This window comes from Sphingobium sp. SCG-1, from assembly GCF_002953135.1.
In the GTDB taxonomy this organism is placed as follows: Bacteria; Pseudomonadota; Alphaproteobacteria; order Sphingomonadales; family Sphingomonadaceae; genus Sphingobium.
The window spans coordinates 4,162,103-4,185,245 of sequence record NZ_CP026372.1 but is presented as its reverse complement, the minus strand read 5'-3'; the positions used below and the strand labels follow the sequence as shown (position 1 = coordinate 4,185,245).

Below are 23,143 nucleotides of genomic sequence, written 5' to 3'. Positions count from 1 at the left end.
GGGCGTTATTCCTCGGTGCGGACCAGCACCGTCTCGCCAACCAGCAGGAACAGCAGAAATGGTGCCCATGCAGCCATGATCGGCGGATACGCGCCGAGATTGCCCATGGCCAACGCGAAATTATCGGCGACGAAATAGGCGAAACCGAGCGACATGCCAATTACCGCGCGGATGAAGAGCCTGCCCGAGCGTGCAAGCCCGAACGCGGCGACCGATCCTAGCAAGGGCATCAGCAGCGCGGACAGCGGCCCGGATATCTTGTGCCAAAGGCTGCCCTCCAGCGCCGCGGTGGGGCGGCCCGCATCTTTCAGGTCGGCAATTGCGCTGCCGAGCGCCCCGATAGCGAGGCCATTGGCGTCGACCTTGGCCAGGGTGAATTGATCGGGACGGATGTTGTGGCCGAAGCGGACCGTGCCCAGCGACCGCGTCGTTCCTCGAACCACATCGAAGTCACGCGCGCCTTGCAGTACCCATCCGCCGCCCTTCGCATCATAATGACCGCGCGGCGCCTGGATGATGTGGACGAGGCTGTTATTGACGCGATTGAATATCTCCACCCGGCGCAGTTGCGTGCTGCTGCTGCGCCCGGCGACAATCGCGGCTGTGACCAGATCGTTACCGTCGCGAACCCAGATGTTGGTTTTGACGCTGCTGCTCGGTGGAGCGGGACCGTACTCGACAGCCTGCCATGCATCGAGGGACGCTGAAGCGCGTGCCACGATGCGTTCGTTGAAGACGAAGCTGAACACTGAAATGCCGAAGGCCACAACGATCAGTGGCGCAAGGATCTGATGCGCCGATAGCCCCGCCGCCTTCATCGAGATGATTTCACTGTTCTGGTTCAGCGTCGCCAGCGTGATGAGCGTGCCGAGCAACACGGAAAAAGGCAGGAAGCGCGCGATGATCTGCGGCGCGCGCAGCATCACATAATGCCACAATTGCGCGTCGCCATTGCCGGGATAGGCTAGCACGTCGCTGGATTCACCCAGTAGGTCCAGCGTCTGAAGAACGACGACCAGCAGCGCCAGCACTGCTATGGTGCGCACCAGAAACAGGCGGCCCATGTATAGAGCGACGCGCTTCGACGGGAAGAATTGCAGCATCATGCGGGGGCGCCCTCGCTCTTGCGGCGTCTGCCCAAGCGCAGGGTGCGGACGATCCACTTGCCGAACTTGCTGAACGCATATTCCAGCGCACTGATCGGTTGCCCCCCAGGGCGATGCGCCACCACGTGATACATCCATAGGATCAGCGCCGCGAAGCCCAGGAACGGCACCCATAGCGCGATCAGCGGATCGATCCTGCCCAAAGACCCGACGCCTTCGCCATATTCGTTGACCTTATGATAGGTGACGATGAACACGATCGCGAGGAAGACGCCGAGGGCGGACGTGGACCGCTTGGGCGGAATCGCGAAGGCAAGAGCAGCGAGTGGGAGGAGCAGCATCATCGCGACCTCCACGATTCGGAAATGGAAATTGGCGCGGACTTCGTTGCGCAAATCACTTTCCTTCGTCTGCTTCCCGACACGGACCAGTTCCGGCAACGTCAGTTCCTGATCGGCATCGCCGCGTCCGCGAAACCGCTCGATCTGCGGCAAATCGATGGGAAGGTCATGACTGGAGAAGCTGAGGATGCGCGGGGCCGTGTACTTCGGCGAATTATTGACCAGCACGCCATTGCGCAGGCGGAAGATGATGACGTCCGGATCGTCGGTCGCGAGGAAGGTGCCGCTTGCCGCTGTCACAGCCAACGTCTGCCCGTCCTTGCCGAGAATACGCACGAAAATGCCGTGTAGATCAGTGCCTTTCTGTCGGCTTTCCTCAATCCGCAGCGTCATCCGTTTGCCCAGCGTGGTAAATTCGCCGACCTTGATCGATGCGCCAAGCGCGCCAGACCGCAATTCGAACCGGAGGCCCTCATAGGCGTAGCGTGCGTAGGGCTGCAAAAAGCCGACGATGCCAAGATTGAGGAGCGCCAGTGCAATGGCATACATGTATGGAACGCGCAGCAAGCGACCGTAACTCATGCCGATCGCTCGGAACACGTCAAGTTCGGACGACAGCGCCAGTTGGCGGAACGCCAGCAATATGCCGAGCATCAGCCCGATCGGAATACCGAGCGAGAGATATTCCGGGATCATGTTCGCCAGCATCCGCCACACAACGCTGACCGGCCCGCCCTCCGCTGCCACGAAGTCGAACAGGCGCAACATCTTGTCCAGCACGAGCAGCATCGCCGCGATGACGAGCGTGCTGAGCAGAGGGACGGCGATCAGCTTGGCGATGTAGCGATCAGTGGCGCTCAATATTTTCAATATGTGGTCGTCCCATCACCATGTTTTGGCCGCAAACCGATCCCATATCATGCCTGGGGCGAACAGGGTCTGTGCAGGTCAGGTGCAAGCCAGACAGGCGCTATAGCTTCCAGGAGCGTGTTGGTCATGTTGAAAGTGTTGCCTCGGAAAGAGTATCGAAAAGTGGGTGCGCCGCTGACGGCGCTGCTGATCGCGCTCGGATTCGCGGCCGCTCCGGCCACAGCGCAGGCGATTGGGCCACAGGCCGCTGCCTGCGATCGCAACACGTCTTCCGTGCTGGTTCATGTCGAAGGGATCAGAGCGCGAACCGGCACGTTGCGGGTGCAATTATACGAAGCGAATCCACGGACCTTCCTCGAAAAGAGGCAATATGTCGAGCGGGTCGAACTGGCCGTGCCGCGTTCCGGCCCGCTGAACGTCTGCGTCGCCGTGCCAAAGCCCGGCAACTACGCGCTCTATGTGCGCCACGACGCGAATGGATCGGGCAAGAGCGATCGTTCGGACGGCGGCGGCTTCTCCGGCAATCCGCATCTCAGCCTTGGCGATCTCGTGTTCAAGCGGAAGCCTGCCCTTACGCAGACGCAATTTTCCGTCGGCAATGCCACGCGCGAAATTCGCGTTACCCTCAACTATGTCCAGGGCTTGAGCTTCAAGCCTCTGGGCGCCTGACGAAAGGTTCCGGCCGCAATGGTCTGCGTCGCGCTTCTGTCCAACCCCCAATCCACGGGGAATCGGCAGACGCTTCCGCGCGTGCGCACCTATTGCGCAGGCAACCCCGACATCTTCCATTATGAAGTCGAGCAGGTCGATCAGATCGGCCGTGCATTGCAGACCATCGCGCGTGTGAATCCGTCAGTGATCGTCATCAACGGCGGTGACGGGACGGTGCAGGCGGCGCTGACCGAACTGTATCAGGGCGAGCATTTCCGGGATGGCGCCCCGCCCGTGGCAGTCCTACCCAATGGGAAGACCAACCTCATCGCGCTGGACCTTGGTATCCATGGCGATCCGGTCAAGGCGCTGGAGCGCATCGTCCATATCGCCAAGACGGGGCTGTCCGATCATGTCGTGGTGCGCGAGTTGATCGCGCTGTCCGACGGGAAGAATGACGATCGACCCGTGCTCGGCATGTTCCTGGGCGGTGCGGGTTTGGCCGACTATATCCTCTATTGCCGGAACAAAATCTATCCGCTGGGCCTGCCCAATGGCATTAGCCACGCGCTGACGGCGCTTGCGGTGCTGTTTTCCGTAATATTCGGGATGCGTGGCAAGTTCATGCCGCCCACCGCGCGTCCGGTGTCGATTTCGCTCATCCGCGACGGGCAGCTTGCTGGCAAATTTGCCGTGCTGATCGTGACGACGCTGGAGCGGCTGTTGCTTGGGGCGAAGACGTCCGACTCCAAGATCGGCTCGCTCAAGCTGATGGCGGTGGACCAGAACGGTCCTGCCGTGCTGCGCATGTTGGGCGCGGCGCTGATCGGGCGGTTCGGCAGGCAGAAGATGCAGGGCATCTACCTCGAGCAGGGTGATACCATCCGTATCGAGGGCGATCGCAGCAGCGTCATTCTGGACGGCGAAATCTTCGAAGCCAATGAGGGTCACGCGATCACCTTACGGTCGACCGCGCCAGTGCCCTTCCTGCGGCTCGCCGCGTAGCGCACGCTGTGCGCGTGTCTCAAGCCAAGTCGTGACCGCTTCCCTGTCCGCGCTCGTCAAGGACGAGTTGCTTCAGCCCGCCGATCCGCGCGCGATGGCCATGGCGGCTGCGCTCGCCACAGTATACCCAGGCGCGGCGCGGGCAGTGCTCTTTTATGGCTCTTGCCTGCGCGAGGACAATCTCGACGGGCTGATGCTCGACTTCTACCTGATCGTGTCGGACTACCGGGCGGCCTATGGCAAAAGCTGGCTCGCCCGTGCCAACCGCCTGATCCCGCCGAACGTCTTTCCGTTTGAGCATGACGGCCTGATCGCCAAATATGCCGTGCTGAGCGAGGCGGACTTCCACCGGCTCTGTGGCCCGGAGGCGGACAATGTCTCGGTATGGGCGCGCTTCGCTCAACCCGCGCGATTGTTGTGGGTCGCCGATGATGTGGCGTCGGCCCGCGCCGTCATCGCCGTTTCGCGCGCCACGACGACGTTGCTTGATATGGCCGCCCCCGCAGCGCAGGCGGCGGAGCAGAGCGAACCGCTGGATCTGTGGCGAACCGGCTTTGCCCTGACCTATAAGGCGGAATTGCGGGCGGAGCGCAGCAACCGTTCCGGCTCGATCTTGGACAGCGATCCGGAGCGTTACGGTCGCTTCGCGGCTGCGCATAAGCTGCGAGCGACGCCTTATACGGAGGCGGAGATCGCCGCCAACGCGCGTAAATGGCGCAAGCTTCAGCGTCACGGCAAGCGGCTGACCGTCGCGCGATTGGCCAAGGCGAGTTTCACTTTCGCAGGCGGAATCGATTATCTCGCGTGGAAGATCAATCGGCACGCCGGCGCAAATATTCAAATAAAGCCCTGGCATCGGCGCTTTCCGCTGCTCGGTGCGGTTACTCTGCTGCCTCGGCTGTTTCGGAGCGGTGCGATCCGTTAGCGCCCGGTGCGCCTTTCCCGATCGCGTCGGAAATCGAACGCGACAGAACGGCCAGCGTATAAGGTTTGCGCAGCACCTGATGCCCTTCGAACATATCGGCGTTCTCGATATCGCCTGCATAGCCGGTGACGAACAGGACCGGGATTGAGCGGAACCTTTCGGGCAGGCTGGCGATCATTTCTGGCCCCGACATGCCCGGCATAAGGACGTCAGTCACGATCAAGCCGACATCGTCATAGCGCTCCAGCATCGTCGTTGCTTCGCTCGGCTGCGGGCACGCGACCGGCAGATGGCCAAGCTCGGCAATGGCGTCCATCGATTGCGACAGCACGCGTGGATCGTCTTCCACCACAAGGATGCGCGTGGGCGGCAGGTCAGTCATATCCGGTTCGGCGGGCGCGCTGCCCATCTCCGCGATCTGCGCCGCCGTCATCGCCCTGCGCGGCAGATAAAGCTCAACCTGCGTGCCCGCGCCGGGTTCGGACAGGATGCGGATTTCGCCTTCGCACTGGCGCACGAAGCCGAAGATCTGGCTGAGGCCTAGGCCAGTGCCTTGGCCGGCAGGTTTCGTCGTAAAAAACGGCTCGAATACCCGTTGCAATACATCGGGTTCCATGCCGCATCCGCTGTCCTTGACCGACAGACGGATATACTCGCCGCCCCTGCATTCGCCGACTTCGCCGGGGGCTAGCGTCGCCTGCGCCGTTGCGATGGTGAGGACGCCCTTGCCCTCCATTGCGTCGCGCGCATTGACGCAAAGGTTCAGGATCGCATTCTCAAGCTGATGCCGATCAACGAATATCGCCCAGCCGGAGGCCGAAGGCTCCAGCGAGACGACGATCTGGTCGCCTATGGTGCGGTCGATCAGTTCGACCATGTCGCGGATGAGCGCGTCCGGGTCTACCGCGGCGGGCAGCAACGGCTCGGCCCGCGCGAACGCCAGTAGCCGCCGCGTAAGCGCGGAGGCGCGGTTGGCGCCTTCCATCGCATTGTCCAGGTGTCGCTGCGCCGTTGTCGGGTTTTCGTGCAGCTTGCGCCGCGCCAATTCCAACCCGCCCGACACGACGGCGAGCATATTGTTGAAGTCATGCGCGATGCCGCCGGTAAGCTGGCCGACCGCCTCCATCTTCTGCATCTGGCGCAGGCTTTCTTCCGCCGCCGCGCGGTCTGCCGCTTCCTGCTTCAGCCGGATATTGGCGTCCTGCAATTGCGCGGTGCGCTTGGTGACGGCGGCTTCCAGCATGTCGGCGCGGATCATTTCGGCGTCCGCAAGCCGCCGCACATTCCGCCGGTCCGCCCAAGCCGCCATCGCCGCCCAGGCCGCGCACAGCGATCCCACCAGAATGACCAGACCGACCAACTGATAGGTTTGGTTAGCGCGCGCGCTGCGGTCCCCGGCGAGATTGACCGCAGTGCTGCGTTCGGCAAGCCGGGCATTCTCCGCTCTGATGATCGATGTAAGGCGTTCGTTGATATGCTTGAGGTTCTCCGCCTTGCCCGCTTTGTGGAATTGCGAGAGCGCCCCCATTTTCTGATCGTAGGTCGTGCGCAGGCCGATATCGCTCAGCGTCTTGCCGCGATCGGTATAAGCTTCGCGCAAGTCGACAACTGCGGCCCTTTGCCAGGGGCTTCTCCGTGTCGCGCGCGTCAGCGCATCGAGTTCCGCACCAGCCTCTCGCCATTGCGACTGAAACAGACGACCGATATCGGGATCGGTGCTGATGACATAGCGGGCGAGTGTCGTTTCCGCTTTGGCGATGGACGCATCGAGCTGATTGGCGAGAGTGATGACTTCAAAGCTATGCCGCTGTTCGTTCAGCGCCATATCGCGATCGCGGCTCGCCATGCTGGCGAAATAGAGCAACGCACACAACGCGATAATCAGCGGTAGCCCGATGAGCACGGCCAGTACGCGACGCACTACGCGCCGTCCCCTTGGCACGTCCTCGTCAGCCTCGTTCATTGTGCCCGCCGTCCCCATGAACGCCAGTCATACGGCAGATCGCGAATCGGGGAAAGGGGAGTTGGAACCGGGGTGGACCGTAGGGATCACTTAGGTAAGTGCGCCGGTCGCTTTTCCCGCCGCTTCGAACATTCCAAGGATTTGCGTGACTTGCTCGCTACTATGTTCCGCGCACAGCGAACAACGGAGCAGGAAGGTCCCGGCCGGCGTTGCGGGCGGACGCGCCATGTTGACGTACAGCCCCAGTTCCAGCAGCGCCTGCCAGATCGCGACGGCCTGTGCCTGATCGTTCAGGATGACGGCGATGATTGCCGACTGTGGCGTATCGGTGCCAAGCTTGAAGCCCAATGCCTTCAGCCCGCCATGCAGGCGGCGGCTGTTCTCCCATAGATGCGCGCGCTTGTCTTGTGCGTGCATCAGCTTGCGGATCGACGTCGCGGCAGTGGCGACGACGCTGGGCGGCAGGGATGCGGTGAACACATACGGGCGGCAGACGAGGCGCATCACATCGAACTTGGGATGGTTCGACACGCAGAAGCCACCGACGGTGCCGACCGATTTGGAGAAGGTGCCGACGACGAAATCGATGTCCTGCTCGACGCCCTGTTCCTCGTAAACACCGCGGCCGTTGGCACCAAAGAACCCCATGCCGTGTGCTTCGTCGACCAGGATCATGCAGTTCTGATGCTTGCGCACCGCCGCCACCATCTCCGGCAGGGGCGCGATGTCGCCGAGCATCGAATAGACGCCTTCCAGCACCACCAGCTTCTGCGCGTCGGCAGGCAGGCGGCCCAGGCGCTTGTCGAGATCCTCGACACTGTTGTGGCGGAAGCGCACGATCTCCGCATTGCCGAGGAAGCATCCGTCGTAGATCGAGGCATGGCTGTCGGCGTCCAGGATGACATAATCGCCCTTACCGGCGAGCGTCGAGATGATGCCGAGGTTCGCCTGATAGCCAGTCGAGAATACCATGGCATGATCCATGCCGTAGAACTCGCGCAGCGCTGTCTCGACGTCCTTATGCCCCTGATAGGTGCCGTTCAGGACGCGGCTGCCCGTCGTGCCCGCGCCGAATTCGTCCAGCGCCTGCTTGCCCGCCGCGACGACATCGGGGTCGAAGGTCATGCCCATGTAGTTGTAGGTGCCGAGCAGGATCGTCTCCTTGCCCTTGATGATCGCCAGCGTCGGCGACTTCACTTCGTCCATAACGATCGCGAACGGATCGCGCACGCCGGTCGCCATCAGGGCCTCACGTTCGGCGATCAGCGGATCGAATTTGGAGAAAAGGTCGCGCGCGCCCGCTGTCTCGTCGGGGGTCTGCGCGTCGTTGGCAGTTTGTGCGGAAAGAGTCATCGCGCTCAGCCCTTCAACTTCGCGACGGCATCGACCAGTTGGCCGACCGTTTCTATTTCCGCCTGCATGTTCATCGTGATGAGTATGTCGAATTCATCCTCCACCGCCGCGACGAAATCCATGACGGTCAGGCTGTCCCATTCCAGATCCCCCGCGAACGTGGTCGCTTCGCTGAGCGCGACTTCTTTCTTGTTGAAAGGGGCGATCTGTTCCGCGACCTGCGCGAAAATGGTCTGGCGATCCGTCATGCTGTTCGTCTTTCTGGACTGTCTTCAGGTGGGCAAGGCGCGGTTTCTGCGCCGTATCGCGCCTCTTTGGCAAGGGAATAAGGCGGTAATCGGGCGTAGCCTTGCCGCAATGTGCGTGCAGTGCGATGGGTGCGTGAAATTGAGGGGAAAGTGGATGCCTGAAACGCCGTTTGCTGCACAGAAACGCCCGCTGGTGCCCAATGCGATCCACTTGGTGCGTACCTCGCTGGCGGCGAACCTGCAATTGAGCCAGATGGCCGATCAAAAGGCCAATATGCTGATGGGCGCGGCATTCGTCGTGTTCACGCTGGCGGTCGGGCAGTTGCGGACTGGCTGGATGATCGTGCCGATCGCCATCCTTGCGACCGGGGCGTTCCTGGCGGCGACGTTCGCGATTCTGTCTGTGCTGCCCAAAGTCACGCAGATCGAAGGGCCAGTGGGCGCGGAGGCCAACATCCTGTTTTTCGGCATCTTCACCAGCCTGTCGGAACAGGAATGGGCGGACCGCATCATCGCCAGTCTGGACGATGACGAAGCGCTGTATCGCGTGATGCTGCGCGACATCTACCAGAACGGGCAGGTGCTCCAGCACAAGAAGTATAAATATCTGGGTTATGCCTACCGCATCTTCCTGACCGGGCTCGTGCTGAGCTTCATTGCCTTCGCGATCGAGGCCGTGTCGGGTCGTCTCGTCTGAGGCGCTACTTGATCCAGTTCTTCGCGCGATACCCCGCCACGGTCGCCTTCAATCCTGCTTCGAGCGTCACCTTTGGCCTCCAGATCGCGGCGGGCGGCGCCATCTCCGCGCGTGACACCCAGTCGGGATGACAGAAATAGGCGACACGGTCCTGCGTCAGCTTTGCCTTGCGTCCGCGCAGCATGCGGTCGGTGACGGCGGCGACGTTCAGCAACCAGCGTGGCGTGGCGACGGGTCGCACCTCGCGATGCAGCGCCTTGCCGATGGCGCGCCCAAAGTCGGCATGGCTGAGTCCGCCGCGCGTGCCGTCGTCCACTTCGTAGATCTGCGCGATGCTCTCGCCCCGATCCTCGGTCAGCGCCAGCAACAGCCGCGCCAGATCGCCGACTTCAATGACCGATAGACGCCCGCCGGGTGGCAGCATCACGAAGCCCTTGGTCGCCATCCTGAACAGGTCGAGCATCTCCCGGTCGCCCGGACCATAGATGGCGGGTGGCCGCACGATGGTCCAGTCGAGCGCACTCGCCATCACATGCCGCTCGGCCAGTTCCTTCGACCAGCCATAGTCCGAAAGCTGCGGTTCTCGCGCCGCCAGAGAGGAGACATGGACGATGCGTCGCACACCGCTGCGCCGGGCGGCGTCAACGACATTGATCGTGCCGGTGACATTGCCTGCGGCAAAGCCCTTGCGGTCCGCCGCGTTCACCACTCCGGCTATGTGCAACACGGCGTCGGCATCTTCCATCAGCCGCTCAAGGCTTGCGCGGTCGCCCAGTTCGCCCGGCGTCCATGTGACGCCCCGGCGCGGAAATTGCGGCTTGCGCGTCAGGGCGTTGATCTTGATCCCTACGCCGATCGCAAGGTCGAGAGTAGCGGCGCCGACGAAGCCCGTCGCGCCGGTCACGGCCAATCGAAACGGCGTCATTGGGCCAGCAGCACCATGTGATCGCGGTGGATGAGGACCGAGCGGGGAACGTCGCTCAATATCGCGGCGATATCCTCGCTGCGCTTGCCCGCGATCTGCACAGCGTCGCTGCTGTCATATTCGGACAGCCCGCGCGCCAGCACACGGCCATCTTCCGTGACGATATCGACCACATCGCCGCGTGCGAACGTGCCTGTCACTTTGCGCACGCCTATAGGGAGCAGACTGTTGCCGTTGGCCAGTGCGCGCTCTGCGCCGGCGTCGACCGTGATGTGCCCGCGCGTCGTCAATCGCCCGGCCAACCAGGTTTTGCGGGCCCGGCGGCTCTCCGCCGCATGGAAGATGGTGCCGCGTCCACCATCAGTCCAGCAGCCCAGCGGCGCATCGACGTGGCCGGATATGATGGCCAGATGCGCGCCCGCGCCGGTCGCGATTTTCGCGGCCTCGATCTTGGAGCGCATACCGCCCGATCCCATGCCGGACCCAGATTCACCATCGGCCATCGCCATGACACTCGCGTCAATTCTGTCCACATTTTCCACCAGCATCGCGCTCGCATCGACGTGCGGATTGGCCGTGTAAAGCCCGTCCACGTCAGACAGCAGCACAACCGCGTCAGCCCGAGCGGCCTGCCCGATCCGTGCCGCCAGCCGGTCATTGTCGCCGAAGCGGATTTCCGCCGTCGCCACGCTGTCATTCTCGTTCACTACCGGCACCGCACCCAGCGACAGCAGCCGCTCCAGCGTGGCGGAGGCATTGAGATAACGCCGCCGGTTTTCAAGGTCGTCCAGCGTCACCAACATCTGTGCGGCGGTGATGCCGCGTTCGCCGAGCAGCATCGCCCACGCCTGTGACAGCGCGATCTGGCCCACGGCGGCGGCGGCTTGTGCATCCTCCAGGCTGCCGCGTCCACCTTTGGCAAGGCCAAGCCGCCGTGCGCCAAGCGCTATGGCGCCGGACGACACGATGATGACCTGCTGCCCTGCATCCCGCCGTGCCGCGACTTCGCCGACGAGCGTGCGGAGCCAAACCTCGCGCGGGTTTCCCTGCGGATCGACCAAGAGAGCCGAGCCGATCTTGATGACGATCCTGCGGCAGAGGGCAGGGGGGAACCCGGCGAGCGTCATTTGGGCTCTGAAATCCGTTCGCCCTGAGCTTGTCGAAGGGGCAAGCTGAGCCGCAGGCGAAGCACGCTTCGCTCACACTCAGCAGAAGGCTTCGACAGGCTCAGCCCGAACGGATGTGGGCACTGAACAGGTAAAGACGTTACAGCGGCGACCACGGTTCCGGTTCCCCCTGTTCCTCCTCGGGATCGATGTCCATGCGATACGTGCTGGCGTTGCGCTGCTCCGGTCCCAGTTCCGGGATCACCCTGTCCAGCAGTTCGGATACGCCAGCGCCAGTGCCGCCCGAAATGATGAAGATTTCCTCCGCGCCGGCCTCCCGCATCTGGCTCGCAATGTCCTCCATCAATTCCGGTCCGAGCAAGTCGCCCTTGTTCAGCGCCAGCAACTGCGGCTTCTCGTCCAGTCCCGCGCCATAGGCCGCCAGTTCGTCCTGCACGATGTTCCACGCCTGTACCGGATCGTCCTGCGTCGCATCGACCAGATGCAGCAGCACGCGGCATCTCTCGATATGCCCAAGGAAGCGGTCCCCTATCCCCGCGCCTTCCGCCGCGCCTTCGATCAGGCCGGGAATGTCGGCCAGCACGAACTCACGCCCCTTGTGGCTCACGACACCCAGTTGCGGCTTAGTGGTAGTGAAGGGATAGTCGCCGACCTTCGCCTTGGCGTTGCTCACCTGATTGATGAAGGTGGACTTGCCCGCATTGGGCAGGCCGACCAGTCCGACGTCGGCGAGCAGCTTCAGCCGCAGCCACACCCACATTTCCTCGCCCGGCCATCCGGTGCCGTGCTGGCGCGGCGCGCGATTTGTGCTGGTCTTGTACGACATGTTGCCGCGCCCGCCATCGCCGCCGCGCAGGAACACGACTCGCTCGCCCGCCACGGTGAAATCGGCCAGCACGGTGCCTTCGCCGTCGTCGGCGATCACCTGCGTGCCGATCGGCACCTTGATAATCAGATCGTCGCCACCTGCGCCGTAGCGGTTCTTGCCCATGCCGGGCGTACCGCGCTGGGCCTTGAAGTGTTGCGTGTAGCGGAAATCGATCAGGGTGTTCAGCCCTTCGACTGCCTCGAAGATGATGTCGCCGCCCTTGCCGCCGTTGCCACCGTCGGGGCCGCCATATTCCACATACATCTCTCGGCGAAAGCTGACGGCGCCGGGGCCGCCGCTGCCGGAGCGGAGATAGATTTTTGCCTGGTCTAGAAAATGCATGGCCGGCCCTTAGCGGCATTCCGCCGCAAATTAAACCTTTGCGCTAGGGGCGGGACTCAGCTTGTCTCAGTCCCAAGCGTGTTGGCTTTCATCCAGTGGGTCAGCGCCGCGTCGACCTCCGGTGATTCGGCGAGCGCCATCGACGTGAACAGCGTCCGCGTCGCCAGATCGCGCGCCATCGTGCGGGGGAGGCCCAGCGCTTTGGCCATCGGCGCGCCCATCATCGAATCGCCCAGCGCGCTCAGCACCAGGGCCAGCGTATGTTCCGCAATCTGCGGGCGATCGGGTTCGTTCGCCGACAATTCGTCCACCAGGCGGTGAATAGCCTCCACCACAGGGTCCAGCGCATCCTCATTGCCCGACGCCATCATCCAAGATGCCAGCGCGCCCGCGCCTTCCTTGTCGAATGCGTCGAACGTCAGGTCGACGATGGCGCGCGGTTCGACTTCGCCGCGCCTTGCCTTCTTCACCGCCTCGCCAATGGTCGCGGTAATCACGTCCGCCAAATAGCCCGCCAGTGCCTTCTGCAATCCTGACGCCGATCCGAAATGATGCAACAGATTGGCGTGCGTGCGGCCAATGCGCGCCGCAACCGCTTTCAGCGTCACCGCCTGCGGTCCCGCTTCGAGGAGCAGCGCACGAGCCGCCTCCAGCGCGGCGGCGCGGCTCTCCATGGGGTTGAGGCGTCGGCGCACTATTGACATTAATGTAAGTAGCCTTATTAACAGTGATGTCAGTTATATGGGAAGTGGAGTTTGAATGTCCTCGCCTATCTCTTCGCGCACACCGGCGGACTTGTCCATCGCGCCGCGTGATCGCCGCTTTGGTCGTGGTCAGACGGGGGAGGGCGTCCAGAAGCGCTGGTGGCTGGGCGGCGATCCTGTGGCGACGGCATTCTACAATGCGTTGTCTGTGACATTTCCGCGTGGGGAGGCATTCTTCGTCGATAGCGTCCGCGCTTTCCGAGAGGACATGCCGCCGCGTTTGCAGAAGGAAATCAATGCCTTCATCAAACAGGAAGTCATTCACAGCCGGGAGCATGTGGCATTCAATCGCCGCGTGACCGATGCAGGCTATGACGTGTCGTTCCTTGAGCAGGACGTGATCGATTCACTGGAGGAGATCAAAGGCCGGCCCAGGATTGCGGACCTTGCCGCCACCATGGCGCTCGAACATTTTACCGCCATTCTGGCGCATCAGTTGCTGGCGAACCCGAGTCATCTGGAACAGGCCGACGCGGAGTCGCGGGAATTGTGGCGCTGGCACGCCATAGAAGAAATTGAGCATAAGGGGGTCGCCTACGACACCTGGACATATGCGACACGCCACTGGACGCGCTTCAAGCGCTGGAAAGTGAAGTCGGTGGTGATGCTGCTCGTCACCAAGCGCTTCTTCCATCACCGCACGCGCGGGGTTCTGGAACTGTTGCGGCAGGACGGGCTTACCGGCCCCGGCACCTGGGCGCGCATGGCGTGGTTCGCGTTCGGCAATCCGGGCATGGTGCGCAAGATCGTCGGCGCGTGGGTCGGTTATTTCCTGCCCGGTTTCCATCCGTGGAACCATGACGATCGCGCGCTGATCGCCCTTGCGTCCAGCGATTATGCGGACGCGGCGCTGCCGGAAACGGCTCTTGCCTAGTTTCGATTGACGCTGGCGCCGCCATCAGCCCATGTTCTCCCGGATGACGACGCCTCCTACGCTCCACACAGACCGCCTTACCCTGCGCCCGCATCTCCTGTCGGACTTTGACGATGTTTACGCGCTGTGGTCCGATCCCGTGACCGTTCGGTTCATCGCTGGAGGCAAGCCGCAGGATGCACAGGCGGCATGGTTCCGCATTCTGCGCCACGCGGGTCTCTGGGCGCTGGCGGGCTATGGCTCGTGGGTATTCGCCGATCGGCAGACCGGCGAATATGTCGGCAGTGGCGGGCTTCTGGAAGCCAAGCGGGGCATAGCCGAGTTGGAGGGCGTGCCGGAAGTCGGTTGGGCCATCCGTTCAGACCGGGCGGGGCAGGGCCTTGCCACCGAAGGCGTCCACGCTACGCTCGCCTGGGCCGATGCGCATCTGGACGCCCCCGCCACGCGCTGCATCATTGATCCCGGCAACATCCCGTCGATCAAGGTCGCGCTGAACTGCGGCTTCCACGAAACGGCGCAGCTCGTGGATGGCGAAACGCCCCTGATCCTGATGCAGCGGACGCGGGGAGGGTAGCCGACTGGCTTGTTTTGCACATTTCTGCCGTTGGCGACCAGTACAGGCGATCTTCGCCTGGCGGGTATGACAGATAGAAGGTCCGCGCGGCAAGCGCTGGCGCAGGTGGAAAACAGTGGCCAGCCGCTCGACTTCCCAACCCCCATGCGCATTCCTGATCGGATCCATACAGTGGTGGCCGCGGAAGACCTGCACTAGGTGATCGTGTAGCACTGACCTACCTCGTGGTAATTAAAACGAAAGGCTTCACTTTTTCCACCACCACCACTCCATCACGCCGTCGAAGTCACCGGGCGCTCTATCGGGTTGACGCCGAAAGAATATGACGTGTTGCAGGCTCTTGTAGAGGCCGACGGACGTATATTGACCCACGTCGCGCTACTCGAACGCGTCTGGGGAAAGGCCGTCGCAACGACGTCGAATATCTTCGTGTCGCCGTGCGATCGCTGCGGCTCAAGATCGAGCAAGACCCGTCACGACCCACGCTGATCCGCAACGAACCGGGTATGGCTATCGCCTGACTTGAAGCCGTACTCGGAATTGAGATACCAAGCTTGAGGCCTCATAATTGGACTAGTATTGGACGTTCGCGCGGGCGTTGAGACATACCGCTGGCTGGCGCCTGAATTTTGCTGCTATCTAAACCCGCGCGGCGGAAAGTTCCTCCTCCCGCGCTTTGCGCAGGTCGACGAGAACGCAGCTCGGCGCGAGAACCGGGGCTACATTGAGAAAAGCGGAGCCACTTGCAAAGGCCCGCGCACTACACCCCATGTTCTGACGATGCCGCATAGCCGGCGCGTCAGCGGCCCTGCTGCACACAACATGGGCCTAGCGCGTATCGTCCTGCATTATATCCTCGGTGATCCCGCCGATTTGGACAGCCGCGCCATGCTCGTCGCTTATGGGGAAGCTTGTATCGCCCAGCGAACGGATGGCCCCGTCCGCTGGCGGGATGATCCTATGTTCAAACTGCGCAACTTCGTCGGCGTTGACAGTTTCGAGAAGCCGACTGGACCACATGTTCAAGCACAAGGAGGATGGTCGTCTCCGGGCAGTATTTGCGCTTTGAAACATGCAGGAAATTTGAACGGAAGCGGTGGCTGCCTGCAAAGAGCCATTCCACGCATTTGTGCCCGATCATGGCTGCGATTGAGACGTCCGCTAATTCCAGCGCCCTACGCCCTGGCTGTCAGATACGCATGTCCTGCGGTAACGCAGGCTTTCTTGCGACTCCAGACCGGACGTTCAGCACGCAACCTGATGCAGCCCCGAAGATTGGAAAGCCGCCTGACCTCACTTGAGAAGCGAGAACCGTCGGCTGAATGGTTACGAGGGGTCGGCTTGGCACTCGCTCAAACCACCGGCGCTCGGGCCGAATGGCGCAAGTTGGAGCACAGCGGTCGCGCTGATCGTTGAAGCATCAATGCTTTCCACGTCGCTGATGGAGTGGTCAGAAGTGGCCTTGAACTTGCGAACCGACCTTACTGCGGCGGCAATGGAACTCACGATATACCAGCTTGATTGGAGATCGGAAAACCGGCAGCCTGTTACTAGGAAGCCGCTCGCCAACGCCGGCATGAAGGGAGACGAATTGTGACAGGCAAAATCAGGAACGTCTTGTGGTTCGACCACGGTGAGGCGCGAAAAGCGGCGGAATTCTATGCAAGTGTCTTTCCCGACAGTTACGTCGGAGCAGTCATGGAGGCGCCCGGAGACTATCCCTCGGGCGAGAAAGGCGATGAGCTTACCGTTGAGTTCTCGGTCCTGGGTTCACCTTTCATGGGGTTGGCTGGTGGTCCTGACTTCAAGCCCAACGAAGCTGTATCCTTCATGGTAGAGACGGAGGATCAGGCCGAAACCGATCGGTATTGGAACGCCATCGTAGAGAACGGAGGTTCCGAGAGCGCTTGCGGCTGGTGCAAGGATCGATGGGGTTTCTCGTGGCAGATTACGCCTCGCATTCTTAACGAAGGGGTCAACGATCCGGACCCGGCGGTCGCCAAGCGAGTATTCGACGCAATGATGACGATGCGCAAAATCGACGTTGCAATGATAGAGCGAGCGCGCCGTGGAGACACTTGACCCGTTCTATAGGCATTGACCTTACTTTATCGTCGCAAAGCGCCTCGTTTAAGTACTGAGCTTCGACGGTAGGCCTCTGCATGCAGCTTTTCTGCGCTCCTCCCTTGAACCAGTTCGCGTGAGGCATACTCGTTCGATGTTGATTGCATTTAGAAGATCGAGTCATGACTGACCGGCTGATCGCTCTTCGGCCAATGCTACTTCACAGGCAGGATTCTTCGCGCCCGCACCTCTACTAAATCATTTGCTCTAATGACCTCGAGCTAGGCGTCCGCCCATCGTCGCAGAAGATTGTGGTATACGCCCGTCAGGCGAATGACTTGCGGATCGCCATGCCCTGCGTTTGCCGCCAGCGCTTGAATGCTGCTGTCGAGGTCGAACAGGATCTGCCGCTCGGCATCTTCGCGGATCATCGACTGCATCCAGAAGAAGCTCGCTACCCGGCGTCCTTGCGTCACTGGCTCTACCCGGTGTAGCGAAGAGGATGGGTACAGCACTGCGTGGCCTGCGGGCAGCTTCACCTGTTGCACGCCAAATGCGGTCTCGATTGTCAGTTCACCGCCGTCATACTCTTCCGGTGGCTCCAGAAAAACAGTGATCGACAGGTCGGCACGGACGCGAAAGCCAGTGCCCGATTGGACGCGCACGCCATTATCCACGTGCGTGCCAAATGCTTGCCCTCCAGCGTAGCTGTTGAACAGCGGAGGGAATATCTTGAGCGGCAGTGCCGCCGCGATGAACAGAGGGCACTGCGCGAGGGCGTCGAGAATGATGTCGCCCGCAGCCTTCGCTTCGGGCGCAGTCTCCGGCAGTTGCAGGTTGCGTTTCGCCAAAGCCGACTGATGCCCGGACGTAGCGTTGCCATCTATCCAGGCGGCGGAATCCATCAATGAGCGAATATTCTCGACACGCGTAGCGTCGAGCAGATCGGGAATGGCAATCAGCATGATGAGAGTACGCTCAGGCTTTCAGCACGAAGGGAATTTCTACGATCCCTTTCACCGATACAGGTTGACCGCCGCGGATCGTCGGCTCCCATCGCCACCGCTTTACCGCGTCGCGTGCCGCGTTGTCGAGCCGACTGAAGCCGCTGCTCTGTGCAATAGCTACCTTCGCAACGCAGCCGTCCACGTCCAATGTCAGCGCAAGTACTACAGTACCCTGCTCCCGTAGCTTGCGGCTTTCAACCGGATATCGCGGCGGCTTACCCGACAGCATCCGTGTCGCCAAATCGCCAAGCTGAACAGCGCTAGGCCCTGGAGAGACGACCGGCGGCGATGAAGAGAAGGCAGGCGTCGGTGCTGCCGCGATAACGCTTGGTACAGGCACAGCGTCCGGCGTAGTCATCACCTGCACGAGGGGCGCTGGTGTTTGCACGACAGGCGGCGGCGCGACGACTTGCGGAGGCGAGGGTGGTGGCGGGATCTTCTCTGCGGGAGGAGGGGCGGCGGGCGGCATCAGGTTTACCACCTCCATCCGCGCTTCCTGATGCCTAATGTAGTTATGGCGCATCTGCATCAGCGCACCGATCAGGAAGGCATGGATTAGCACCACAGAAGTAATCACCGGCAGGCGGGAAGATCGTCGCGCACCATAACGACTGGTAGTCCAGCGGGTAGTGGACGATGTAGGTAGATTGTTTGAAAGTGTAGAGTGAAGTGGAGACATAATTCCCGAAGCGGCGTCACCCGACATGATCTCTCTATCTGCTGTGAGCAGCATCACGCACTCCCGCTTCCATCCACCTGAAGGGCATATCGCTATCCCTATGCAAATCAATTGCAGATTAACGCTTAATATGTTGGACGGACAGTAGCGAAGAAGGGAGTGCGACTGTCCGTCCATCCGCCAGCGCTGACGTGCGCCGGGAGAAAACTCAGAAGCTATAGTTCAGGCTGAACATAGCGGAGCGGGTCGGCGCAGGCTGTGCCCAGCTGTTGCCGATCGAGTTACGCACAGTGGTCACATACTTTTCGTTTGTGAAGTTCTGCATGTTGACCTGCGCCTTCAGCGCGGGCGTGATCGGGTAAGACGCCATGAAGCGGTGTATGGTGTAGCTCGGCACATGATAGCCTACATAGTTGTTGGCGACCAACTGTGCGAGCGTGGGCTGATTGAGCAGGAACTTGCCCTGGTAGGTGAGACCATAACCCAATTCCAGACCAAAGCCGAAGCGATAGGTTGTGAACAGGCTGCCGGAATGCTTGGGCGTGTTGGTGAGCGAGTAGCCACGCGTGGGATCGAGGAAGGTCGCGTTGTTGGCGCACGTGCCGGCGGTCGCATCCGTAGCGCCGGGATTCGCAAGACAGAAGTCCGACACCCCCTGCTTGATATCACTCTTTAGGTACATGTAGTTGGCTGAGATCGTCCAGTTGCTCGTGATGTTGCCCGACGCGCCGAACGAGAAGCCCTCTACGCGTTGAAAGCCGTCAGTAGCCTGGTCGGGCAGAGTTGGATCACCGGAAATAACCTTGATCTGGTTACGGTCGTTGCGAAACAGCGCGGCGGTCAACAGCAACTTCTTGTCGAACAGATCCGCTTTGGCGCCGATCTCGTAGGTTTCGGTCGTCTCAGGTTTGACGTTGCAGGTCAGCGCAGAACAGGCTCCGTCGACTGACGATTTGGACGGTAGCTTCGAATTGCCATAGGCTACATAGAGACTAGTGTCGGGCGTAGGCTTCACCACGGCCCCGATGCGATAGGAGAACAGATCGTCCTCCAAATCGAAGTAGGCGGGATTAGTGGCGGGTGCGGTCGGGACCGACAATTGGCCGATGGCCGGACCGCTGGTTTGATAACTGAAGGTGCGGTTGAAGCCCTTCACCTTCTCATAGCGGATGCCGCCATTGATCTCGAACCAGTCGGTGAACTTTATCGTGTCAAACAGGTAAGCGGCATAGCTCGTCTGCTCTCCGACGTTTCGCGTGCCCAATATGAAATTGACGGGGCCGACGTAGTTATTGTTGCCGTACACACGTGCCAAACCGGATGTCGCGGGCGGACCAGCAATGAGGGCGCCGGGGTTCGCGATGTTCACGAGCGGAAGATAGGACCCGAGGCTGCTGCCGGCATCATACAGTACGTTCGCCGTGCTACTGCCCGTCGTGGGTGCAGAGAAAGCCGCCGCATAAGGATCAAAGCCATTAGCTGTCCGTCCCAAGCTGCCCTGCCGCTGAACATATCTTTCCCACAGAGCAGAACCGCCGACGACAAGCGTGTGGCCGATGCCACCCGTATCGAAGTCGGCGCTAAGATCGAACTGCGTGTAAGCCGTTTCATTGGAAATATAGCGCTGGTTGCCGCGCCCGCCGGTTGGAAGGTAATAGCCGACTGGAATGGTGAGGGTTTGGCCCGCAGCCGTCGTGCCGATGCGCTGCGTACACGCGCCGCCAGTATCCGGATTGAAGCCGCCCGCTGTGCCATTATCGAGGCAGAACACGCCGTTGGGCTGGCTCGTTACAGTATCCTGATTGATCTTCTCATAGCGCGTGAGGTTGCGCACCTTCACGGTGTCGCTGAAGGCATGGTTGAAGATGGTCTGAAGCGACTTGGTTTTGCTGTTCTGCTTGTCGAGATTAGCGAAGCCGTAATAGCCCGAACGGTCAAACCCGTCGATTATGCCGCCAAGTGACGGAAAGTAGCGGATGCCATATTGCGGCATGGCCTTATCATCCAGATACTCTCCCTGAATGGTAAGACTTGTCGGCCCATCAATGCCAATGGTGACTGCCGGAGCGATACCCCAACGCTTGTAATCCTCCACGTCGCGGCCTGGTACGTCATTTTCATGATAAACGGCATTCAACCGGATGGCGACTAAATCATTGATCCGTTTATTGGCATCCACGGTCGCGCGGTAGTAGTTGTCGGTCCCGACACCCGCGCTCAAGATGGTCTTGTCATCGGCCAGCGGGCGCTTGGTGACGAGGTTGATCGTGCCTGCCACAGAGCCGCCGCCGTTCATCACGGAATTGGCGCCGTTCGTGACTTCGACCTGCTCGATGTTGTAAACCTCGTTGCGGTTGAGGAACGCGCCGGACCGCACGCCGTCGACCGTCACATCGTTCTTGGCGTCCTGACCGCGCAGGATGATACGATCACCATAGCCGAAGCCACCTTCGCCTGCGCCGAAGGTGATGCCGGGAACCGTTGAAAGGACGTCGCGTAATGTAAGGAGGTTCTGCTGCTGGATCGTTTCCTTGCCGATGACCGTGATGGTCTGGGGCGTATCAAGAAGCGGGCGCGTATATTTCGGCGACTCCGCCCGGTCCACCTTGACCTCAGATTCATCGATCGCCGTATCGGTAACGGTCATCCCCCCGAGCTTGGGACTTTGGGCCGCGTCCTGTGCGTGAGCAGCGGTAGCAAAGGCGATGGCGCCGACGCAGCTCAGCGCCAGGAAGTTTGGAACAGTTGTAGCTTTGGACATTGAACAGACCCCCCATTTGGTTCGAGGTGCTGTTATTGCGACTCGTTATCAGAGTCAATGCTAATAAGAACTCTTCGCAATAGCCTCCGGAACGGTTTGGAACATGTAGGCAGATTAGCTTTCAACGGATTTGCCGCTTCTCCAGCTTCCGGGCGAGCGTACGACGATGCATTCCCAGCCTTCGGGCCGCCTCCGAAATATTGAAGTCGCTTTGCGCCAGGACCGCATGAATATGTTCCCACTCCAGCGTCTTGATCGATGTGGGTCGCGCATCGATAGGAGCATCGGCATTCCCCTCAGCCTTGTGAAAAGCGGCTTCGATATCATCCGTATTTGATGGTTTGGCGAGATATTGCGCGGCACCCAATTTGATTGCTTCCACCGCCGTCGCAATGCTGGCGTAACCGGTCAGCACTACGATGACCATGAAAGGATCATGCGCGTGCAACGTCCGCACGCAGGCAAGACCGGATTGTTGTCCCAGCTTCAGATCGACCACCGCATAATCGAATGGCGCGGCGCGTATTAGCCGTTCCACCGCTTCGATTTCGGCGGCTGTTTCAACGAGATAACCGCGCCGTTCGAAGGATCGCCGCAGCGTGCGGGCAAAGGTCTCGTCATCCTCGACGATCAGCAGCCGTGGCTCATCGATCATGCGAGGCTCCGTACACCGTCAGCGCGACTGCGGACAGCGGTAGGACCAAAACAACTTCCGCTCCGACCCCGCCTTCCAGATTGCGCGCCCGTACTTCGCCGCCCAATTTTCGCATGACGTTGACGACCAAAAACAACCCGAGTCCGCCTCCCGGTCGCTGCTTGGTCGACTGATAGGGCTTACCGAGATTGGCAAGCATCTCAGGCGCGAAGCCGGGTCCGGCATCGCGAATGGACAGCAGGACAGTATTATCTTGCCGTTCCACATACATGCCGACCCAAGCCGGAGAGACTTCGGCGGCATTGTCCAGAACTGTTCCGATCACCTGCTGTAGCGCGGCATCGGAGACGATCTGTACGTCCTCGCCGAACCGGTTGTGATATACGAGTGCGTCCGAGCCGCGCGTCGCGCGCCAATCCTCCACCAGCTCATCGAAGAACTGGTGGACGCTTGTCACTGCTGGAGCCTCACCACGCGCTTCGCCCGCCGACAGCAGGATGCGTGTCACGATCGCCTTGCAGCGTTCGACCTCCGCCTGCATCTCGGCCATGTCCTGCGCCATGCCCGGGTCACTGCTAAGCTGCGGCATACGTCGCCAATCGCCAATGATGACGGCCAACGATCCCAGCGGCGTGCCGAGTTCGTGCGCAGCTCCCGACGCCAATAGCCCCATACGCATGATATGGTCCTGCTCAGCCGCCTGCTGCCGCATATCCGCCAAGTGAGCATCGCGCGCTCTAAGGTTCTCGCTGATCCGGGTGACGAACAGGACCAGTAACACCGCGATCAGGGCGAAGCAGATCCACGCGCCGGCGATATACAAATCGAACAGCGAAACCCCGAATTGCGGCGGCAGTTGGAGTGGCCGGTGAGCGACGATCAGCAGCGCGAAGCACAGGCTGGTTGCGATGACGACAAGCCAACTCGACCACCGCTCGAGGAGGACGGAACCGAGCACCACCTGCAACAGAAACAGCGATACGAACGGATTGGTCGCGCCTCCACTCAGGTACAGCAGCGCCGTCAGCGCGGCGACATCCATCAGCAGCGCAAAAAACAATTCGGCGTTCGCAATCCCCCGCCGCCGGTTCAGCGCACTGACGCTGAAGATGTTGAGGATCATCAGCGCCGCGATCACTGCCAGCATCGGCACGATCGGTAAGCGCACATGCATCACCAGATGCACGAACAGGATCGTCACCAACTGCCCCGCCACGGCAAGCCAGCGCAACTGCACGAGTTGCACCATGTTCTTGTGCCCCGCCGCATCGGCAGTCGGCAGATAGGCGCGGGCCGCATTCATCATCGAAGCTTAGCCTGTCCGGCTTTCAAGTGCCATGGCTG

General features: G+C 61.1%; 23 protein-coding genes. 8 read left to right on the top strand and 15 right to left on the bottom strand.

Translation table 11 applies throughout. The annotated features are described in order from the left end of the window. Nucleotides 1-5 precede the first annotated feature (5 nt). On the bottom strand, nucleotides 6-1,106 hold the full coding sequence (lptG, locus tag C1T17_RS19285; RefSeq protein ID WP_104954827.1) for an LPS export ABC transporter permease LptG: 1,101 nt from the start codon (nucleotides 1,104-1,106) through the stop codon (nucleotides 6-8). After that, on the bottom strand, nucleotides 1,103-2,311 hold the full coding sequence (lptF, locus tag C1T17_RS19280) for an LPS export ABC transporter permease LptF (RefSeq protein ID WP_104955371.1): 1,209 nt from the start codon (nucleotides 2,309-2,311) through the stop codon (nucleotides 1,103-1,105). The genes lptG and lptF overlap by 4 nt, the downstream gene beginning before the upstream one ends. A gap of 132 nt (nucleotides 2,312-2,443) precedes the next feature. On the opposite strand from lptF, the gene C1T17_RS19275 reads away from it, so the two are divergent. The 3 genes from C1T17_RS19275 to C1T17_RS19265 are packed head-to-tail and all read left to right on the top strand — an operon-like array spanning nucleotide 2,444 to nucleotide 4,898. Further along, a complete protein-coding gene (locus C1T17_RS19275; RefSeq protein ID WP_104954826.1) occupies nucleotides 2,444-2,986 on the top strand; it encodes a DUF2141 domain-containing protein in 543 nt (180 codons plus the stop codon). Between the two features lie 18 nt (nucleotides 2,987-3,004). Then, entirely contained in the window at nucleotides 3,005-3,973 is a 969-nt protein-coding gene (locus C1T17_RS19270; protein ID WP_104954825.1) for a diacylglycerol/lipid kinase family protein, read from the top strand. 31 nt (nucleotides 3,974-4,004) lie between these two features. Next, a complete protein-coding gene (locus tag C1T17_RS19265; protein ID WP_104954824.1) occupies nucleotides 4,005-4,898 on the top strand; it encodes a hypothetical protein in 894 nt (297 codons plus the stop codon). Here C1T17_RS19265 and C1T17_RS19260 read toward each other — a convergent pair. The 3 genes from C1T17_RS19260 to C1T17_RS19250 all read right to left on the bottom strand — a co-directional run bounded on the left by C1T17_RS19260 (nucleotide 4,855) and on the right by C1T17_RS19250 (nucleotide 8,462). Beyond that, a complete protein-coding gene (locus C1T17_RS19260) occupies nucleotides 4,855-6,861 on the bottom strand; it encodes an ATP-binding protein (RefSeq protein ID WP_104954823.1) in 2,007 nt (668 codons plus the stop codon). The genes C1T17_RS19265 and C1T17_RS19260 overlap by 44 nt on opposite strands. A 90-nt stretch (nucleotides 6,862-6,951) precedes the next feature. Then, nucleotides 6,952-8,214 carry a serine palmitoyltransferase gene (gene spt, locus C1T17_RS19255; protein WP_104954822.1) on the bottom strand — a complete coding sequence of 421 codons (1,263 nt, stop codon included), beginning with the start codon at nucleotides 8,212-8,214 and terminating at the stop codon, nucleotides 6,952-6,954. Between the two features lie 5 nt (nucleotides 8,215-8,219). Continuing rightward, nucleotides 8,220-8,462 (bottom strand): acyl carrier protein, encoded by a 243-nt coding sequence (locus tag C1T17_RS19250; protein ID WP_104954821.1) that lies wholly within the window; start codon nucleotides 8,460-8,462, stop codon nucleotides 8,220-8,222. Here C1T17_RS19250 and C1T17_RS19245 point away from each other — a divergent pair. Then, on the top strand, nucleotides 8,461-9,159 hold the full coding sequence (locus tag C1T17_RS19245) for a Pycsar system effector family protein (protein WP_223262709.1): 699 nt from the start codon (nucleotides 8,461-8,463) through the stop codon (nucleotides 9,157-9,159). The genes C1T17_RS19250 and C1T17_RS19245 overlap by 2 nt on opposite strands. A gap of 4 nt (nucleotides 9,160-9,163) precedes the next feature. On the opposite strand, the gene C1T17_RS19240 is transcribed toward C1T17_RS19245, so the two are convergent. The 4 genes from C1T17_RS19240 to C1T17_RS19225 all read right to left on the bottom strand — a co-directional run bounded on the left by C1T17_RS19240 (nucleotide 9,164) and on the right by C1T17_RS19225 (nucleotide 13,125). Next, the gene (locus tag C1T17_RS19240; RefSeq protein ID WP_104954820.1) at nucleotides 9,164-10,084 is read right to left on the bottom strand and encodes an NAD-dependent epimerase/dehydratase family protein; all 921 of its coding nucleotides are present in this window, start codon (nucleotides 10,082-10,084) and stop codon (nucleotides 9,164-9,166) included. After that, nucleotides 10,081-11,211, bottom strand: coding sequence for a glutamate 5-kinase (gene proB, locus C1T17_RS19235; protein ID WP_104954819.1), 1,131 nt, complete (start codon nucleotides 11,209-11,211; stop codon nucleotides 10,081-10,083). Before proB ends, C1T17_RS19240 begins: the two co-directional genes overlap by 4 nt. A gap of 139 nt (nucleotides 11,212-11,350) precedes the next feature. Continuing rightward, a complete protein-coding gene (obgE, locus tag C1T17_RS19230; RefSeq protein WP_104954818.1) occupies nucleotides 11,351-12,421 on the bottom strand; it encodes a GTPase ObgE in 1,071 nt (356 codons plus the stop codon). A 56-nt stretch (nucleotides 12,422-12,477) separates the two neighbouring features. Further along, entirely contained in the window at nucleotides 12,478-13,125 is a 648-nt protein-coding gene (locus C1T17_RS19225; protein ID WP_104954817.1) for a TetR/AcrR family transcriptional regulator, read from the bottom strand. 55 nt (nucleotides 13,126-13,180) lie between these two features. Between C1T17_RS19225 and C1T17_RS19220 the strand changes: the two genes are divergently transcribed. The 3 genes from C1T17_RS19220 to C1T17_RS19210 all read left to right on the top strand — a co-directional run bounded on the left by C1T17_RS19220 (nucleotide 13,181) and on the right by C1T17_RS19210 (nucleotide 15,122). After that, on the top strand, nucleotides 13,181-14,059 hold the full coding sequence (locus C1T17_RS19220; RefSeq protein WP_104954816.1) for a metal-dependent hydrolase: 879 nt from the start codon (nucleotides 13,181-13,183) through the stop codon (nucleotides 14,057-14,059). A gap of 43 nt (nucleotides 14,060-14,102) precedes the next feature. Further along, complete coding sequence (locus tag C1T17_RS19215) at nucleotides 14,103-14,633, top strand: GNAT family N-acetyltransferase (protein ID WP_104955369.1); 531 nt, start codon at nucleotides 14,103-14,105, stop codon at nucleotides 14,631-14,633. A gap of 327 nt (nucleotides 14,634-14,960) precedes the next feature. Further along, nucleotides 14,961-15,122 carry a hypothetical protein gene (locus C1T17_RS19210; protein WP_262982755.1) on the top strand — a complete coding sequence of 54 codons (162 nt, stop codon included), beginning with the start codon at nucleotides 14,961-14,963 and terminating at the stop codon, nucleotides 15,120-15,122. A 339-nt stretch (nucleotides 15,123-15,461) separates the two neighbouring features. On the opposite strand, the gene C1T17_RS21445 is transcribed toward C1T17_RS19210, so the two are convergent. Next, a complete protein-coding gene (locus tag C1T17_RS21445; RefSeq protein WP_104954815.1) occupies nucleotides 15,462-15,653 on the bottom strand; it encodes a hypothetical protein in 192 nt (63 codons plus the stop codon). Nucleotides 15,654-16,226: 573 nt separating this feature from the next. On the opposite strand from C1T17_RS21445, the gene C1T17_RS19200 reads away from it, so the two are divergent. Beyond that, nucleotides 16,227-16,715: a VOC family protein gene (locus tag C1T17_RS19200; protein ID WP_104954814.1), complete on the top strand. Its 489-nt coding sequence runs from the start codon at nucleotides 16,227-16,229 to the stop codon at nucleotides 16,713-16,715. 263 nt (nucleotides 16,716-16,978) lie between these two features. Here the strand turns inward: C1T17_RS19200 and C1T17_RS19195 are convergent, their stop codons facing one another. From C1T17_RS19195 to C1T17_RS19175, 5 genes are all read right to left on the bottom strand, one after another. Then, nucleotides 16,979-17,662, bottom strand: coding sequence for a Fe2+-dependent dioxygenase (locus tag C1T17_RS19195; protein WP_104954813.1), 684 nt, complete (start codon nucleotides 17,660-17,662; stop codon nucleotides 16,979-16,981). Between the two features lie 13 nt (nucleotides 17,663-17,675). Continuing rightward, complete coding sequence (locus C1T17_RS19190; protein ID WP_223262707.1) at nucleotides 17,676-18,437, bottom strand: energy transducer TonB; 762 nt, start codon at nucleotides 18,435-18,437, stop codon at nucleotides 17,676-17,678. 154 nt (nucleotides 18,438-18,591) lie between these two features. Then, complete coding sequence (locus tag C1T17_RS19185; RefSeq protein WP_104954812.1) at nucleotides 18,592-21,144, bottom strand: TonB-dependent receptor; 2,553 nt, start codon at nucleotides 21,142-21,144, stop codon at nucleotides 18,592-18,594. Between the two features lie 121 nt (nucleotides 21,145-21,265). Continuing rightward, nucleotides 21,266-21,799 (bottom strand): response regulator transcription factor, encoded by a 534-nt coding sequence (locus tag C1T17_RS19180; RefSeq protein WP_104954811.1) that lies wholly within the window; start codon nucleotides 21,797-21,799, stop codon nucleotides 21,266-21,268. Further along, on the bottom strand, nucleotides 21,789-23,102 hold the full coding sequence (locus C1T17_RS19175) for an ATP-binding protein (protein WP_411269249.1): 1,314 nt from the start codon (nucleotides 23,100-23,102) through the stop codon (nucleotides 21,789-21,791). Before C1T17_RS19175 ends, C1T17_RS19180 begins: the two co-directional genes overlap by 11 nt. Nucleotides 23,103-23,143 lie beyond the last annotated feature (41 nt).

What these genes read in the sequence shown, in the direction of transcription:
- C1T17_RS19185 (WP_104954812.1), bottom strand. Translation starts at nt 21,144, where the DNA reads ATGTCCAAAGCTACAACTGTTCCAAACTTCCTGGCGCTGAGCTGCGTC.
- C1T17_RS19195 (WP_104954813.1), bottom strand. Translation starts at nt 17,662, where the DNA reads ATGCTGATTGCCATTCCCGATCTGCTCGACGCTACGCGTGTCGAGAAT.
- C1T17_RS19225 (WP_104954817.1), bottom strand. Translation starts at nt 13,125, where the DNA reads ATGTCAATAGTGCGCCGACGCCTCAACCCCATGGAGAGCCGCGCCGCC.
- C1T17_RS21445 (WP_104954815.1), bottom strand. Translation starts at nt 15,653, where the DNA reads ATGTGGTCCAGTCGGCTTCTCGAAACTGTCAACGCCGACGAAGTTGCG.
- C1T17_RS19260 (WP_104954823.1), bottom strand. Translation starts at nt 6,861, where the DNA reads ATGAACGAGGCTGACGAGGACGTGCCAAGGGGACGGCGCGTAGTGCGT.
- C1T17_RS19220 (WP_104954816.1), top strand. Translation starts at nt 13,181, where the DNA reads ATGTCCTCGCCTATCTCTTCGCGCACACCGGCGGACTTGTCCATCGCG.
- C1T17_RS19270 (WP_104954825.1), top strand. Translation starts at nt 3,005, where the DNA reads ATGGTCTGCGTCGCGCTTCTGTCCAACCCCCAATCCACGGGGAATCGG.
- C1T17_RS19275 (WP_104954826.1), top strand. Translation starts at nt 2,444, where the DNA reads ATGTTGAAAGTGTTGCCTCGGAAAGAGTATCGAAAAGTGGGTGCGCCG.
- C1T17_RS19250 (WP_104954821.1), bottom strand. Translation starts at nt 8,462, where the DNA reads ATGACGGATCGCCAGACCATTTTCGCGCAGGTCGCGGAACAGATCGCC.
- spt (WP_104954822.1), bottom strand. Translation starts at nt 8,214, where the DNA reads ATGACTCTTTCCGCACAAACTGCCAACGACGCGCAGACCCCCGACGAG.
- C1T17_RS19240 (WP_104954820.1), bottom strand. Translation starts at nt 10,084, where the DNA reads ATGACGCCGTTTCGATTGGCCGTGACCGGCGCGACGGGCTTCGTCGGC.
- C1T17_RS19180 (WP_104954811.1), bottom strand. Translation starts at nt 21,799, where the DNA reads ATGATCGATGAGCCACGGCTGCTGATCGTCGAGGATGACGAGACCTTT.
- C1T17_RS19245 (WP_223262709.1), top strand. Translation starts at nt 8,461, where the DNA reads ATGCTGTTCGTCTTTCTGGACTGTCTTCAGGTGGGCAAGGCGCGGTTT.
- obgE (WP_104954818.1), bottom strand. Translation starts at nt 12,421, where the DNA reads ATGCATTTTCTAGACCAGGCAAAAATCTATCTCCGCTCCGGCAGCGGC.
- C1T17_RS19215 (WP_104955369.1), top strand. Translation starts at nt 14,103, where the DNA reads ATGACGACGCCTCCTACGCTCCACACAGACCGCCTTACCCTGCGCCCG.
- C1T17_RS19175 (WP_411269249.1), bottom strand. Translation starts at nt 23,102, where the DNA reads ATGAATGCGGCCCGCGCCTATCTGCCGACTGCCGATGCGGCGGGGCAC.
- proB (WP_104954819.1), bottom strand. Translation starts at nt 11,211, where the DNA reads ATGACGCTCGCCGGGTTCCCCCCTGCCCTCTGCCGCAGGATCGTCATC.
- C1T17_RS19190 (WP_223262707.1), bottom strand. Translation starts at nt 18,437, where the DNA reads ATGCTGCTCACAGCAGATAGAGAGATCATGTCGGGTGACGCCGCTTCG.
- lptG (WP_104954827.1), bottom strand. Translation starts at nt 1,106, where the DNA reads ATGATGCTGCAATTCTTCCCGTCGAAGCGCGTCGCTCTATACATGGGC.